This window comes from Thiomonas sp. 13-64-67 (assembly GCF_002282795.1).
In the GTDB taxonomy this organism is placed as follows: domain Bacteria; phylum Pseudomonadota; class Gammaproteobacteria; order Burkholderiales; family Burkholderiaceae_C; genus Thiomonas; species Thiomonas arsenitoxydans.
On sequence record NZ_NCKP01000068.1, the window covers coordinates 24,559 to 37,820 of the forward strand.

11 protein-coding genes and 2 pseudogenes are annotated in these 13,262 nt (G+C 66.7%); 11 read left to right on the forward strand and 2 right to left on the reverse strand.

What is annotated here, in order from left to right:
• Positions 1–5 precede the first annotated feature (5 nt).
• Positions 6–977 (forward strand): cation diffusion facilitator family transporter, encoded by a 972-nt coding sequence (locus B7X30_RS13390; protein ID WP_286731161.1) that lies wholly within the window; start codon positions 6–8, stop codon positions 975–977.
• On the opposite strand, the pseudogene B7X30_RS13395 reads toward B7X30_RS13390, so the two are convergent.
• Together B7X30_RS13395 and B7X30_RS13400 are read right to left on the reverse strand one after the other, a co-directional pair.
• A pseudogene (locus B7X30_RS13395) lies at positions 965–1,916 on the reverse strand (sterol desaturase family protein). The gene B7X30_RS13390 and the pseudogene B7X30_RS13395 overlap by 13 nt on opposite strands.
• A gap of 19 nt (positions 1,917–1,935) precedes the next feature.
• Positions 1,936–2,991 carry a YVTN family beta-propeller repeat protein gene (locus B7X30_RS13400; protein ID WP_286731164.1) on the reverse strand — a complete coding sequence of 352 codons (1,056 nt, stop codon included), beginning with the start codon at positions 2,989–2,991 and terminating at the stop codon, positions 1,936–1,938.
• A gap of 280 nt (positions 2,992–3,271) precedes the next feature.
• Between B7X30_RS13400 and B7X30_RS13405 the strand changes: the two genes are divergently transcribed.
• The 10 genes and pseudogenes from B7X30_RS13405 to B7X30_RS13450 all read left to right on the forward strand — a co-directional run.
• Positions 3,272–3,682, forward strand: a complete 411-nt coding sequence (locus B7X30_RS13405; RefSeq protein WP_286731165.1) for a hypothetical protein — start codon at positions 3,272–3,274, stop codon at positions 3,680–3,682.
• A 43-nt stretch (positions 3,683–3,725) separates the two neighbouring features.
• Positions 3,726–4,304, forward strand: a complete 579-nt coding sequence (locus B7X30_RS13410; protein ID WP_286731167.1) for a hypothetical protein — start codon at positions 3,726–3,728, stop codon at positions 4,302–4,304.
• Positions 4,305–4,396: 92 nt separating this feature from the next.
• Positions 4,397–6,970 (forward strand): penicillin-binding protein 1A, encoded by a 2,574-nt coding sequence (locus tag B7X30_RS13415; RefSeq protein ID WP_286731169.1) that lies wholly within the window; start codon positions 4,397–4,399, stop codon positions 6,968–6,970.
• Between the two features lie 79 nt (positions 6,971–7,049).
• Entirely contained in the window at positions 7,050–8,045 is a 996-nt protein-coding gene (gene glyQ / locus B7X30_RS13420) for a glycine--tRNA ligase subunit alpha (RefSeq protein ID WP_286731177.1), read from the forward strand.
• A gap of 63 nt (positions 8,046–8,108) precedes the next feature.
• A pseudogene (glyS, locus tag B7X30_RS13425) lies at positions 8,109–10,167 on the forward strand (glycine--tRNA ligase subunit beta).
• A gap of 26 nt (positions 10,168–10,193) precedes the next feature.
• Positions 10,194–10,781, forward strand: coding sequence for a D-glycero-beta-D-manno-heptose 1,7-bisphosphate 7-phosphatase (gene gmhB / locus B7X30_RS13430; RefSeq protein ID WP_013104179.1), 588 nt, complete (start codon positions 10,194–10,196; stop codon positions 10,779–10,781).
• Positions 10,782–10,791: 10 nt separating this feature from the next.
• Complete coding sequence (locus tag B7X30_RS13435; protein ID WP_286731170.1) at positions 10,792–11,529, forward strand: lysophospholipid acyltransferase family protein; 738 nt, start codon at positions 10,792–10,794, stop codon at positions 11,527–11,529.
• Positions 11,516–12,412 (forward strand): M48 family metallopeptidase, encoded by an 897-nt coding sequence (locus tag B7X30_RS13440; RefSeq protein ID WP_286731172.1) that lies wholly within the window; start codon positions 11,516–11,518, stop codon positions 12,410–12,412. The genes B7X30_RS13435 and B7X30_RS13440 overlap by 14 nt, the downstream gene beginning before the upstream one ends.
• A gap of 26 nt (positions 12,413–12,438) precedes the next feature.
• Positions 12,439–12,660 carry a PLDc N-terminal domain-containing protein gene (locus B7X30_RS13445; RefSeq protein ID WP_286731174.1) on the forward strand — a complete coding sequence of 74 codons (222 nt, stop codon included), beginning with the start codon at positions 12,439–12,441 and terminating at the stop codon, positions 12,658–12,660.
• A 50-nt stretch (positions 12,661–12,710) separates the two neighbouring features.
• Positions 12,711–13,262, forward strand: a 552-nt coding sequence (locus tag B7X30_RS13450; RefSeq protein WP_286731175.1) for a phospholipase D-like domain-containing protein, incomplete at its 3' end; no start/stop codon positions are given.

Here is a 13,262-nt window from a genome sequence, read left to right on the forward strand (position 1 = left end):
TCGTCATGCACGGGCACCCCGCGGGTGATTCCGCGCACGAGGGGCATGGTCACGATCATGCCCACTCTCACGCGCACCCGCATGCACACTCAGGCCACGACCACGCCCGGGGTGCGAGTGCGCAGCGGCTGGCGTGGGCGCTGGCGGTGTTGCTGGCGTTCACCGCGGTCGAGGCGGTGGGGGGCTGGTGGGTCAATTCGCTCGCCCTCCTGTCTGACGCGGTGCACATGGCGGCCGACAGCGCCGCCCTGCTGTTCGCACTCATCGCCATTCGCCTGAGCGCGCGCGCGCCCAAGGCGGCCATGACCTACGGCAACGGCCGCTGGCAGACGCTGGCGGCCTTCGTTAACGGGCTGGCGCTGCTGGTTTTGACCGCAGGCCTCGTAGCCGAGGCTTTGTATCGCCTGTGGCTACCCGAGGCGGTGGAAGGCGGCTGGATGCTGGTCATCGCCGTGCTGGGCGCCGTAGCCAATCTCGCCGCGCTGTTCGCCCTCACCGGGGGTGAGTCGCTCAACGAGCGCGGCGCCCGGTTGCATGTGCTGTCCGATCTGCTGGGTTCGGCGGCGGCCATTGCGGCGGCGGGGTTGATTCTGGCGTTTGGCTGGACGATAGCCGATCCGCTGCTGTCGCTGCTGGTGTCGGTGCTCATTTTGCGATCAGGTTGGCGCCTGACCCGCGACAGCGCCCATGTGCTGCTCGAAGGCGCGCCGCCCGGACTCACCGCGGCGCAGGTGCGCGAGGCGCTCTCAGACGTGTCGGGGGTGGCTAGCGCACATCATGTGCATGTCTGGTCGCTCGACGGCGCCGAGCCGATGGTCACGCTGCATGTGCGGCTCGACGCGGCCGCTGATCCGCAGGCCACGCTGCGCGCCGTGCATGCGCGGCTGCACGACGCGCTCGACATCGAGCACGCCACCGTGCAGATCGAGACCGATGCCTGCATCGGCCCCGGTCAGGCCCAGTGTCACCCGGGCTGACGGTCTGCGAGGTCTGTGGCGGCCACTCGCGCAAACAGCCGCTGCCCCATGCGCCGAAGACCGAGCCACTGCTGCGCCCAGAAGCCTTCGCCGTAATCGACGCCCTGGCCGTCTGGCGCGGCAAGCTGGGCGCGCACGCCGGTGGGCTGCAGCGGGGTAGTGAAGTCGGCCGAACGGAACAGCAGGTCCCACCACGGCAGCAGCACGCCGAAATTGCAGCCGTAGAGCCGCGCATTGTTCTGGTGGCCGAGCTCGTGGCCGTAGCCCACCGCGTGGTGCAGGCGGTGAAATCGCGGGGACAAACTGGTTGGGCGGCACGCCGATCAACAGCGCCAGCGCGGCGAAAAATGCCGCCATCAGCACGTCGTCGAGCACATGGTTGCGATCGTCCGACCACAGGCTAAGCTGACGCTGGCTGTGGTGCACCGCGTGCAGTTCCCACCACCACTGGATCTGGTGCTGGGCGCGGTGATACCAGTAACCGGCGAAATCGAGCACGACGAGGTAGATCAGGAAGCTGATCAGCGGTCGGTCGGTGATGCCGGGCCACAGCGCGTCGAGGTTGAGGTTGTCCACCCCGCGCAGACGGAACCATTCCTGCAGGCTGTCAAACGCGGGTTGCAGGGTGAAAAACAACACCAAATTGATCAGCCCCAGGCGGTTGATGAAGGTGTAGAGCACATCCACCCGCACCGCGCGGCGGTTGGGCCAGACTTCAAGTGGCCGCAGCGCTTCGAGCGGCCGCAACACGGCGTAGACCACGCCGATCTGCAGCAGCCCGGCGAGAAACCACAGCACGCCGTCATAGGCGAAATCGTCATCCACCATGAGGTGAAAGTGGTAGAGCACCGGCTGCACCAGGGTGACGAACACCCAGGTCTGCGCCTCGCCGATGAGCAGGCTGGTGGCGTGGCTGATCCAGTCGAGCGGATTGAGCATGGCGGTGGGGGGCAGGAAGTCAGCGCGTGGCGGCGATGGTCGGGGTCGGCTTCAGCTGCAGTGACGCAGCCTGCTGTAGCGCCAGTGTGGAAAGCGGCGGCAGGTTGTCGTAGAACGGCGCGCGGTTGTAGAAGTAGATGCCATGCGGCGACTTGCCCACCGGAATCACATCCACCAGCTTGCGCGTGTCCATGTCGATCACGCCCACCGAGCGGGCGAAGCGGAAGGTCACCCACAGCCAGCGGCGGTCGGCGGACAGCTCCATATCGTCCGGCCCTGGGCGCAGACCGGTGATGTCGCCCACCTTGGTGAGGGTGTCCATGTCGAGAATGCTGATGGTGTCGGACACACGGTTGCTCACCAGCACATGCCGCCCGTCGGCCAGGGAGCGGAAGTTGTGCGCCGCCTTGCCGGTAACGATGCGCTTGAACACCGTGCGGGTACGCGGGTCAACGGCCACCACCGCATCGCTGCCGGTCAGCGCGACCAACAGGGTTTTATCCCCCGGCGTCAGCCACAGCCCAGCCGGGGTTTCGCCCACTTTGAGCGTCCACATCACGGTTTGCGTGGGCAAGTCGATGGCGGCCACCGAATTGGTTTCCTGCAGGCTGATGTACACCGTCTTGCTGTCGGCGGTGAACGCCATGTGGCTGGGCAGCGACTTGAGGGGAATACGCTTGGCGAGCAGGAACTTGCCCTGGTCGTAGCTGTAGATGTCCACCCGGTTCAGGCGCAGGCAGTTCACCACGAACCAGCGGTGATCGGGCGAAAAACCGATCTGGTAAGGGTCGGGAATATTGGGCACGTTACCGATGGGCTTGCCCGTCTGCGGGTTGAGCAGCATGAGGTCGCCGCTTACCGCGTTGGCGACGATCAGGTCTTGATTGTTCGGCGTGGCCATCAGGTGATGCGGCTCCTTGCCGGTGGCAAAGCTGCCGATGGGCTGACGGGTGTCCTGGTTGATCAGAGTGATGCGGGCGTCGCCCGAATCGAGCACCACCACCACATCGTCCTTGGCCTGCGCCAAACCGGTCTGCGCCAACAAGACCGTGAAAACAAACAGGAATTTACGCATCAGATCACCAAGGAAGCACTCAGGAATACGTGTTACAGCCCCCGAATGCGGGCCATCAGGTCGCGCTGCGGCCGCAACTGTAACGCGCGCACATGCCAAGCTGTTGACCAGAAACAGTCTGCAATCAATCCGCATTAAAAATTTGCATTCCCCGCACCCCATGGGTTGTCCCCCATTGGGGGCTGATGCTCGTTAAAGTGCAAAGCCTGTGGTGGGCATGGTTGTGGGCGTGTGGCGGAACTTGGTCAGGCGGTCGCGTTCCAAACAGAAAAGAGTTGATATGCATCCCTTATCCCGAATCAAGATGGTTTTGCTGGCCGCCGCGGCGGTCGGGGCTTTGCTCGTGCCGGGCCTGGCTCAGGCGCGCGTGCATTGGAGTATCGGTATTGGCGTGCCGGCTTACTACGGCTCGACCTGGGGGCCAGGCTGGGGGCCGGGTTGGGGATCTGGCTGGGGTGGCGGTTGGTATGAGCCTTATCCGGGTTATGGCAGCTGGTCCACCTGGAGCCCTCCGGTGGTGGTGGAGCGGCAGCCGGTGGTGGTGCAGTCGCTGCCGCCCGGCCCGGCGCCACAGTCGTTCTGGTACTACTGCCAGAACCCGGCGGGCTACTACCCCTATGTCTCGGTCTGCCCGGGCGGGTGGACGCCGGTGCCTGCCTCGTCGCCTCCGCCGCCGCCGCCAGCCAAATGATTCACGCTTTCCACTTTTTATAACGATCTATCGAGGAAGCATCATGCGAATTTATCGAAACCTTCGGTTTTCCCGTCCCCTGTTTCTTCTTCCTGCCGCTGTGGGCGCGCTCGTGCTGGGGGGCTGTGCCACCGCGCCGCTCGGGCCCACGATTGCGGTCATGCCGGCGCCGGGTATGCCTTTCGAGCAGTTTCAGGCGATTGATGCGAGCTGTCGCCAGTTTGCGCAGCAGCAGGCCGCGCCCTACCAAGGCGGCGCGAGCAATTCCGGCGTGACCTCGGCAGCCCTTGCCACCGGCATCGGGGCCGCGGCCGGGGCGCTGATCGGCGGCAACAGCCAGGGGGCCGGCGTGGGCGCGGGCATCGGCCTGCTCGCGGGCAGCGCGGGCGGTGCGGGGTCTTATGGCGACACGCAGGGCAGTGCGCAGCGCGCTTACAACATTGCGTATCAGCAGTGCATGTACTCAAGAGGAGCGCAGGTGCCGGGTTATGCGGCGCCGCGATATGTGGCGCCGCCTCCGCCCCCGGCCTATCCCGCGCAGCCGTCTTACCAGCCGGCGCCTCAACAGCCGAGCTATCAGCCGCAGCCGGCCTATCCCCCGACCTATCCCCCGGCGCAATGAGGGCGCGCCGCGCAGATCGTTACGTCGGGTCACAACTGCTCACAGGATGGCGGGTGTTTTAGCGGATGCGGCGGCTATCATGCCCCGCGACTATGAGTACCTCTGCTGACTCCGCCCCTGCGGGTTCTCCCAAGCCGCCTGCAGGCCGCGACAAGCGCCCCAAGCGCGCTGTGCGTTCCCGCCCACTCTGGCTCAAATTTTTGCTCGGCGCCTTGCTGCTGGGCGTGGCCGGGCTGTTGGCGTTGGTGTTTGCCGTGGTCATGCTCTATCCGCGTTTGCCCGCGCTGAGCGAACTGACCGACTACCGCCCGGATCTGCCGCTGCGGGTGTATTCGGCCGAGGGCACGCTGATCGGCGAGTTTGGCGTGCAGCGCCGCACCGTGGTGCCGTTTGAGCAGATTCCGCTACAGGTGCGCGAGGCCTTTCTCGCCGCCGAAGACTCGCAGTTTTACGAGCACGGCGCGGTGGACTGGACGGGCGTGTTTCGCGCCGCCCTGGCCGACCTGATGCACGGGGCGGCCGTGCAGGGCGCGTCCACCATCACCATGCAGGTGGCGCGCGACTTCTATCTCAGCCCGCAAAAAACGCCGCTGCGCAAGTTCACCGAAGCGCTGATGGCCTACAAGATCGAGCATGAGCTGAGCAAGAATCAGATTCTTGAGCGCTATCTCAATCAGGTCTATCTCGGCCAGCGCGCCTACGGCGTGGCGGCGGCGGCGCAGGTGTATTACGGCAAGCCGCTCGACCAGCTCACGCTGGCGCAGGCGGCCGTGCTCGCGGGTTTGCCCAAGGCGCCCTCGGCCTTCAACCCGCAGACCAATATCAAGGCCGCGCTCATTCGCCAGCGTTACGTGCTCGGCCGTATGAAAGTGCTGGGCGACATCACCCAGGCGGAGTATGACGACGCCATGCAGGCGCCTCTGAATGTGGTGTCCGGGCAAGGTCTGCTGCGCTACAAGGTGGACGCCGATTACGCCGCCGAGCAGGTGCGCGAGATCATGGTGGCGCGCTTCGGCGAATCGGCCTACACCGACGGCTATAAGGTCTACACCACCTTGCACGACCGTGACCAGAAGGCGGGGGTGGACGCGGTACGCGCCGGGGTGCTGGCCTACGACCAGCGCCACGGCTGGCGCGGACCGCAGGCGCGCATCGATCTGCCCGCGCACGATGCCGATGCGCTCGGCGTGGCGGTCAAGGCGCTCAAGCCTTACGACGCGGCCGGCAGTCTGCATCCGGCCGTGGTGCTGCACGCCAGCCCCAAGCTGGTCGAGGCCGTGCTCGAATCGGGCAACACGGTGGAACTCAGCGGCGATGCATTGCGCTTCGCCGCTGCGGGCCTGTCACCCAAAGCCACTGACAAATTGCGCATCGATCGTGGCGCCGTGGTCTGGCTGCAGAAGCTGGCCAAGGGCTGGCGCATCGCGCAGATGCCCGATGTGCAGTCGGCGCTGGTGTCGGTCGATCCGCATGACGGCGCGGTGCGCGCCTGGGTGGGCGGCTTCGACTACAACCACGAGAAGTTCGATCATGTGAATCAGGCCTTCCGCCAGCCCGGTTCGAGCTTCAAGCCCTTCATCTATTCCGCCGCGGTGGACGAGGGCCTGGCGCCCACGACCGTCATCGACGATTCGCCCATCACCATTTCGCAAGGCCCGGGGCTGCCGCCGTGGACGCCGCACAACTACGACAACGAGCAGCTCGGCGCCATTCCCGCCACCCTGGCGCTGGCGCATTCCGACAACGTCTGCGCGGTCAAGGTGCTGCTGGCCGTGGGCATTCCCTACGCCCGCCAGTTCGCCTCGCGCTTCGGCCTGCCGCTCGACCAGATTCCGCCCTATCCCACCATGGTGCTGGGCGCGGGCAGCTTCACGCCCCTGCAGATGGCCACGGCCTATGCGGTGTTCGCCAATGGCGGCTCGCTGGTGCAGCCCTATCTCATCAAACGCATCGTCGATGCTCACGGCGCCGAGGTCTATGTCCACAAGCCGGAAATCGCGGGTCAGAACGCGCCGCGCATCATCAGCGCGGCCAATGCCTTCCTCACCACGCAGATGATGCAGGCGGTGATTCAGCACGGTACGGGCGCGGCGGCGCTGTCGCTAGGCCGCATCGATCTGGCGGGCAAGACCGGCACCTCGCAGAATTTTCACGACGCCTGGTTCGACGGCTTCAACCCCGATCTGGTCGCCATCACCTGGATGGGCTACAACAACCAGCGCGACCTGTACCGCGGCGAGCAGGGCGCCAAGGCCGCGCTGCCGATCTGGATGGACTACATGCGCGTCGCGCTGCAGGGCAAGCCCGACGTACCCTGGCCGGTGCCGTCTGGAGTGATCATGTCGCAGGTCAACCCGGCCACCGGCTTTGCCTCCAATGGCCCGGGCGCGGTGAGCGGCTACTTTCTGCAGAATTTCCCGCCGCTGGCCATCGACGCCCAGATGCCGCTGTCAGCGCCCTCTTCGGCGCCGCTGGCTGCAGGTGGCATCAGCACCGGCAGCGGCGGCATGCTGGTCGGACCCGGCGGCGTGCCGGTGGGCACTTCCACTGTCAGCGTGCGCGGTCAGGGGCCGGGCACGCACCCGGCAGCGGTGGCCCAGCCCGTGGCGCCCCCGCCGTCTCTGCAGCCGGGGGCCATCCTGCCTTCGCTGGGCGGCAATCCCTGAGGAGGGCGCCCCCATGCCTGCTGCTGCGCATTGCGTAGCGGCGGGTTTCTACAATGGCGCCTTCTTCAAGGCCGATTCCATGCGCACCTTTCAAGACCTCATACTCACCCTGCAAACCTATTGGGCCCGGCAGGGCTGTGCCGTTCTTCAGCCCTACGACATGGAAGTGGGCGCCGGCACCAGCCACACCGCCACCTTTCTGCGCGCCCTCGGCCCCGAGCCGTGGAAGGCCGCCTATGTGCAGCCCAGTCGTCGCCCGAAAGATGGCCGCTACGGCGACAACCCCAACCGGCTGCAGCATTACTACCAGTTTCAGGTGGTGCTCAAACCCGCGCCCGACAACATCCTCGATCTCTATCTCGGCAGTCTGCAGGCGCTGGGCTTCGACCTGAAGACCAACGACATCCGCTTTGTCGAAGACGACTGGGAGAACCCCACGCTGGGCGCCTGGGGGCTGGGCTGGGAGGTCTGGCTCAACGGCATGGAAGTCACCCAGTTCACCTATTTCCAGCAAGTCGGCGGCATCGACTGCAAGCCGCTGACCGGCGAGATCACCTACGGCCTGGAGCGCCTGGCCATGTATTTGCAGGGCGTGCAGAGCGTGTATGACCTCGTCTGGACCGAAACCGAGGTCGCCGGTGAAGCGGCTGCCGCGCCAGGGGGCGCGAGCGCCTTGGGGCGGCCCGGCGGCGCTCGTACCCTTCTCAAATACGGCGACGTGTTCCACCAGAACGAAGTCGAGCAGAGCGCCTACAACTTCGAGCACAGCGATGTGGACTTTCTGCTGACCGCCTTCGCCGCGCATGAAAAGCAGGCCAAGGCGCTGATGGCCGCGCAACTGGCGCTGCCCGCTTACGAACAGGTGCTCAAGGCGGCGCATAGCTTCAATCTGCTCGACGCCCGCGGCGCGATTTCCGTCACCGAACGCGCCGCCTACATCGGCCGCATTCGCAACCTGGCGCGCGGCGTGGCGCAGGAATACCTCGACAGTCGCGCCCGTCTGGGTTTCCCGCTGGCGCCCCGCGCCTGGGCCGACGAAGTCTCTGCCCAACTCGCCCAGAAGAAAGCCGCCTGACGTCTGCCGCACGCCGTGCCCGCGCTGCTGTCGCGGGCCGGCGGCGGCCTGCAATTGCCCGCCATGAACCCACAGAACCTGCTTGTCGAACTCTTCGTTGAAGAACTGCCGCCCAAGGCGCTGCCCGCGCTGGGCGAGTCCTTCGCCCGCACCCTGGCCGCGAGTCTGCAGTCTCAGGGACTGGCCGCATCTGACGTCGAGCCGACGCCCTACGCCAGCCCGCGCAGACTGGCCGTGCGCATCCCCGCCGTCGCTGCCAAGGCGGCCGACAAGGCCGTGGCGCAGAAGCTCATGCCCGTGGCCGTAGGGCTGGATGCCGACGGTAAGCCCACCCCGGCCTTGCTCAAAAAGCTCGGCGCGCTGGGCCTGGGTGCCGACGTTGCCCCCCGCTTGCGGCGCGAAGGCGAGGGCAAAGCCGAAACCCTGTTCATCGACACCGTGGCGCCCGGCGCCTCACTGGCCGAGGGCCTGCAGAAGGCGCTCGCCGAGGACGGTGAAGTTTGTGCGCCCCGCGCATGGTCTGGTCGCCCTGCATGGCGTCGACGTCGTGCCGGTGCAGGCGCTGGGGCTGACGGCTGGACGCGAAACGCACGGCCATCGGTTTGAGGCCCAGGCCGATCCCATTGTGCTGCGCGACGCCGACAGCTACGCCGACCAACTGCGAGACCAAGGCGCAGTGATCGCCAGCTTCGACGCGCGCCGTGCCGAAATCGCGGCGCAGCTGCAGGCCGCCGCGCGACGGGCCGGGCCGGGTCTGCACCCCATCGACGATGCCGCGCTGCTCGACGAAGTCACCGCCCTGGTCGAGCGCCCGAACGTGCTGCTGTGCCAGTTCGATCCGGCCTTTCTCGCCGTGCCGCAGGAGTGCCTCATCCTCACGATGAAGGCCAACCAGAAATACTTTCCGCTGCTCGACGCGGCGGGCAAGCTCACCCACCGTTTTCTCGTGGTCAGCAATATCTCGCCGGCCGATCCCAGCGCGGTTATCGAAGGCAACGAGCGCGTGGTGCGCCCGCGCCTGGCCGATGCGCAATTCTTCTTCGAGCAAGACCGCAAGAAGCGCCTCGAAGACCGCGTGCCCGGCCTCGACAAGGTGGTCTATCACGCCAAGCTGGGCTCGCAGGGCGAGCGCATGCGGCGGGTGCAGGCGCTCGCGGGGGGCATTGCCAGGCAGATTCCGCCGTCCTTTCCGGTCGATCTGGCCGAACGCGCCGCGCTGCTGGCCAAGACCGATCTGCTGACCGACATGGTCGGCGAGTTTCCTGAGCTGCAGGGCATCATGGGGCGTTACTACGCCGCGCATGATGGCGAAGACGCCAGGGTGGCCGAGGCCATCGAAGACCACTACAAGCCGCGTTTTTCTGGCGACGAACTCCCGCGCAGCGACGTGGGCTTTGCGCTGGCACTGGCCGACAAGACCGAAACCCTGGTCGGCCTGTTCGGCATCGGCGAACGCCCGACCGGCGACAAGGACCCGTTCGCGCTGCGTCGCCATGCGCTGGGCATTTTGCGCATGTTGATGGAGCGCGGCGCAGGCATTGAGCTGACGCGCTTTGTGCGCGACGCGGTGCCGGTGTTCAGCGGCGTGGCCGGGTTCTCCGATCCCAGCGCCGATGTGCAGACCTTCCTCTACGACCGTCTGGCCAACCTGCTGCGCGAGCAGGGCTGGACGGCGCAGGAGGTGGACGCGGTGCTGGCCCTCAGTCCGCAAATCCTGGCCGATGTGCCGCGCCGCCTGGAAGCGGTGCGCGCCTTCGCCGCCTTGCCAGAAGCCGCCGCGCTGGCCGCGGCCAATAAACGGGTGGGGAACATTCTGCGCAAATCCGAAGGCGCGAAGGACGGCAGCGGCTTCAACGCCGATCTGCTGGTCGAGCCCGCTGAAATCGCCTTGTCACAAGCCTTGAATGCCGTGGCGCCGCAGGTGCAGCAGTTTTACGCGGCAGGCGACTACACCGCCGCGCTCAAGATGCTTGCCGCGCTGAAAGAGCCGGTGGACACCTTCTTCGACCAGGTGATGGTCAACGCCGAAGACCCCGCGCTGCGCGCCAACCGCCTGGCGCTGCTGGCGCGGTTGCAGGAGGCAATGAACCAGGTGGCAGATTTGTCGCGTCTTGCGGCCTGAGTCCCATCCTGCACGACAATCACGGCATGAAACTGCTCATCCTCGACCGCGACGGCGTCATCAACCAAGACAGCGACGATTTCATCAAGTCGCCCGACGAGTGGGTGCCCATTCCCGGCAGCCTGGAGGCCATCGCCCGGCTGAACCACGAGGGCTGGCATGTGGCGGTGGCCACCAATCAGTCGGGCATTGGGCGGGGCCTGTTCGACATGAGCACGCTCAACGCCATCCATCGCAAAATGCACAAAGCGCTGGCGGCGGTGGGCGGGCGCATCGACGCCATTTTCTTCTGCCCGCACGCGCCGGAAGATCACTGCAGCTGCCGCAAACCCAAGCCCGGCTTGTTCCAGGACATCGCCCGTCGCTACGAGCTGGAGAATCTCCAAGGCGTGCCTTCGGTGGGCGACAGCGTGCGTGATTTGCAGGCCGGTGAGCCGCTGGGGTGCGGGCTGCATCTGGTGCGCACCGGCAAGGGCGAGCGTCTGGCCGATCTGGGCAATCTGCCCGCGGGCACCCGGGTGCACGACGATCTGGCGGCCTTCGCCGCCTGGCTGCTGGAACAACCCAAGGCGAAGTCTGAAAAGACCTCCGACAAGACGCCAGACCCGGCGTGACCGAGCCGCCATGCGTTTTTTCCGTTCTCTGCTTTACATGGCATGGCTGATCGTGACGGTGGTGCCTTACGCGGTCATCGTGGTGATTCTGTCCATTTTCATTCGTGGCACGCGGCTGTATCGCTTCACCCTGGGTTGGGTGCATCTGTCGGTCTGGGGTGCGCGCGTGATTTGCGGCATACGCAGCCATATCACCGGCATGGAGAACCTGCCGGACGGCCCGGCCATCCTGCTGTCCAAGCATCAATCAGCCTGGGAAACGCTGGCCTTTCCGCTGATCATGCCGCGTCCGCTGGCCTATGTGTTCAAGCGCGAGCTGCTCTATGTGCCGTTTTTCGGCTGGGCGCTGGGGCGGCTGGACATGGTGCACATCGACCGCAGCAAGCGTGCCGAAGCGTTCGGCCGGGTGGAAAAACAGGGCGGCCGGATTCTCAAGCAGGGCAACTGGATCATCATGTTTCCCGAAGGCACGCGCACTGCGCGCGGCGAGCAGGGCGTCTATAAAACAGGCGGCACGCGGCTGGCCATCGCCACCGGCGCGCAGGTGGTGCCCATCGCCGTGACTTCGGCGCGCTGCTGGCCGCGCCAGGCCTTCATCAAAACCCCCGGCGTGGTGGACGTGTCCATCGGCAAACCCATTTCGCCCGAAGGCCGCAAGCCCGCCGAAATGATGGCCGAGGTCGAACGATGGATCGAGGCCGAAATGCGCCGTCTCGATCCGCAGGCCTACGCGCATGCCCCGCGCTGAGTCTTCCGGCCGCGCCGCCTTGCCCGGCTCGGCGCAACTGGGTTTGTTCGACTGGGACGAGCCGACGCCCGTCTCCGCCCCTATCGCCGCCCCGGCGCCAGGAGCCGCGGTGAGCTCATCCCCAGGTTCGTCGCCAACCCCGCCGCCGGTCTCAATACCCCGCGCTGGCGTGCCGACGCAGCGTTATGACGACGGCATCCACCGTTTTGACTGGTCGCTGCATCGCGCCGCCCGCCGCACCCTGGCGCTGCGGGTGGACGACCGCGGCGTCAGCCTGCACGCCCCGCGCCTGGCCAGCGGCGCGTCCATCGCCCAGTTCCTGCAGCAGCACGCCGCCTGGGTGCAGCGCAAGCTGCGGCAGCGCGAACAGCGTCTGCAGGCGCTGCAGGCCGCGCGCATCGACTGGGCCGATGGCGGCCGCATTCCCTATCTCGGCCAGCATCTCACCCTGCGGCTGCGCGGCGCCAGCCAGTTGCAGTGGGACGAAGCCCGCGCCGAACTTCACCTGCCCCTGCCGCAAGGCAGCAGTGCGCAGCAGGTACGCGACAGCGTGGCCGCCTGGCTGCAGCGGCAGGCGCTGGGGCTGTTCAGCGCGCGGGTGGCGCATTTCGCGTCCCAACTCGGGGTGCGCGTGACGGCGGTGAAACTCAGCGCGGCCACTACCCGCTGGGGCAGCGCCAAGAGCGACGGCAGCATCCGCCTGCATTGGCGTCTGTTGCACTTCAGCCCGCAACTCGTCGATTACGTCGTCGCCCACGAAGTGGCGCATCTGCGCGAAATGAACCACAGCCCGCGCTTCTGGGCGCATGTGGGCAGCCTCTACCCCGAGTATCGTCAGGCGCGCCAGCATTTGCGACAGGCCGCCCTGCCGCCGTGGGAGTGAGCGGGTGTGAGCCCGGCTAGCTTCGCATGACGCCCCTGCTCTTCCTGCTGCTGCATCTCACACTGACCCTGACCTGCGCGGTGCATGTGCTGCTGCGCGCGCATCGTCAGCCCGAGTCGCGCGTGGCCTGGCTGCTCATGCTGGTGGCCTTTCCCTACCTCGGCGTTCTGGCCTATCTGTTGTTTGGCACGACCCAGATCGGCCGCCGACGGGCCGAGCGGACCAAGACGCGCCGCTGTTTCGCCTAGGCACGTCGATCAGCGGCTACTCGGCGGTCGGCGGCAACCGAGCCGAACTGATGGCCGACTCGAACGCCGCCATCGCCCGCATCGTGGCCGACATCGACGCGGCGCAGCACAGCGTGCACCTGCTCTTCTATATCTGGCTGGACGATGGCAACGGCCGTCGCGTGGCCGATGCTCTGCGCCGCGCCGCCGCGCGTGGCGTGAGCTGCCGCGCCCTGGTGGACGATCTCGGATCGCACGCGTTCATCCGCAGCACGCAGTGGCCTGCGCTGGCCGCCGCTGGCGTGCAGGTGCTGCGGGCGCTGCCCGTGGGCAATCCGCTGCTGCGCGCGCTGCGGGGCCGCATCGACCTGCGCAATCACCGCAAAATCGTGGTCATCGACAACCGCCTGACCTATAGCGGCAGCCAGAACTGCGCCGACCCCGCCTTCCTGCCCAAGGCGAAATACGGCCCCTGGGTCGACCTGTTCGTGCGCTTCGAAGGCCCGGTGGTGCGCCAGAACCAGCACCTCTTCGCCACGGACTGGATGGGCAACGGCGGCGACGACCTCACCGCCCTGCTCGCCGAGCCCTTGCCGCAAATCCAAAACGGTCAAGACGGCTTC

Excerpts from the sequence above, each read along its gene's own strand:
- B7X30_RS13405 (WP_286731165.1), top strand. The coding sequence starts at position 3,272 with ATGCATCCCTTATCCCGAATCAAGATGGTTTTGCTGGCCGCCGCGGCG.
- gmhB (WP_013104179.1), top strand. The coding sequence starts at position 10,194 with ATGAAACTGCTCATCCTCGACCGCGACGGCGTCATCAACCAAGACAGC.
- B7X30_RS13400 (WP_286731164.1), bottom strand. The coding sequence starts at position 2,991 with ATGCGTAAATTCCTGTTTGTTTTCACGGTCTTGTTGGCGCAGACCGGT.
- B7X30_RS13390 (WP_286731161.1), top strand. The coding sequence starts at position 6 with ATGCACGGGCACCCCGCGGGTGATTCCGCGCACGAGGGGCATGGTCAC.
- B7X30_RS13415 (WP_286731169.1), top strand. The coding sequence starts at position 4,397 with ATGAGTACCTCTGCTGACTCCGCCCCTGCGGGTTCTCCCAAGCCGCCT.
- glyQ (WP_286731177.1), top strand. The coding sequence starts at position 7,050 with ATGCGCACCTTTCAAGACCTCATACTCACCCTGCAAACCTATTGGGCC.
- B7X30_RS13410 (WP_286731167.1), top strand. The coding sequence starts at position 3,726 with ATGCGAATTTATCGAAACCTTCGGTTTTCCCGTCCCCTGTTTCTTCTT.
- B7X30_RS13440 (WP_286731172.1), top strand. The coding sequence starts at position 11,516 with ATGCCCCGCGCTGAGTCTTCCGGCCGCGCCGCCTTGCCCGGCTCGGCG.
- B7X30_RS13435 (WP_286731170.1), top strand. The coding sequence starts at position 10,792 with ATGCGTTTTTTCCGTTCTCTGCTTTACATGGCATGGCTGATCGTGACG.
- B7X30_RS13445 (WP_286731174.1), top strand. The coding sequence starts at position 12,439 with ATGACGCCCCTGCTCTTCCTGCTGCTGCATCTCACACTGACCCTGACC.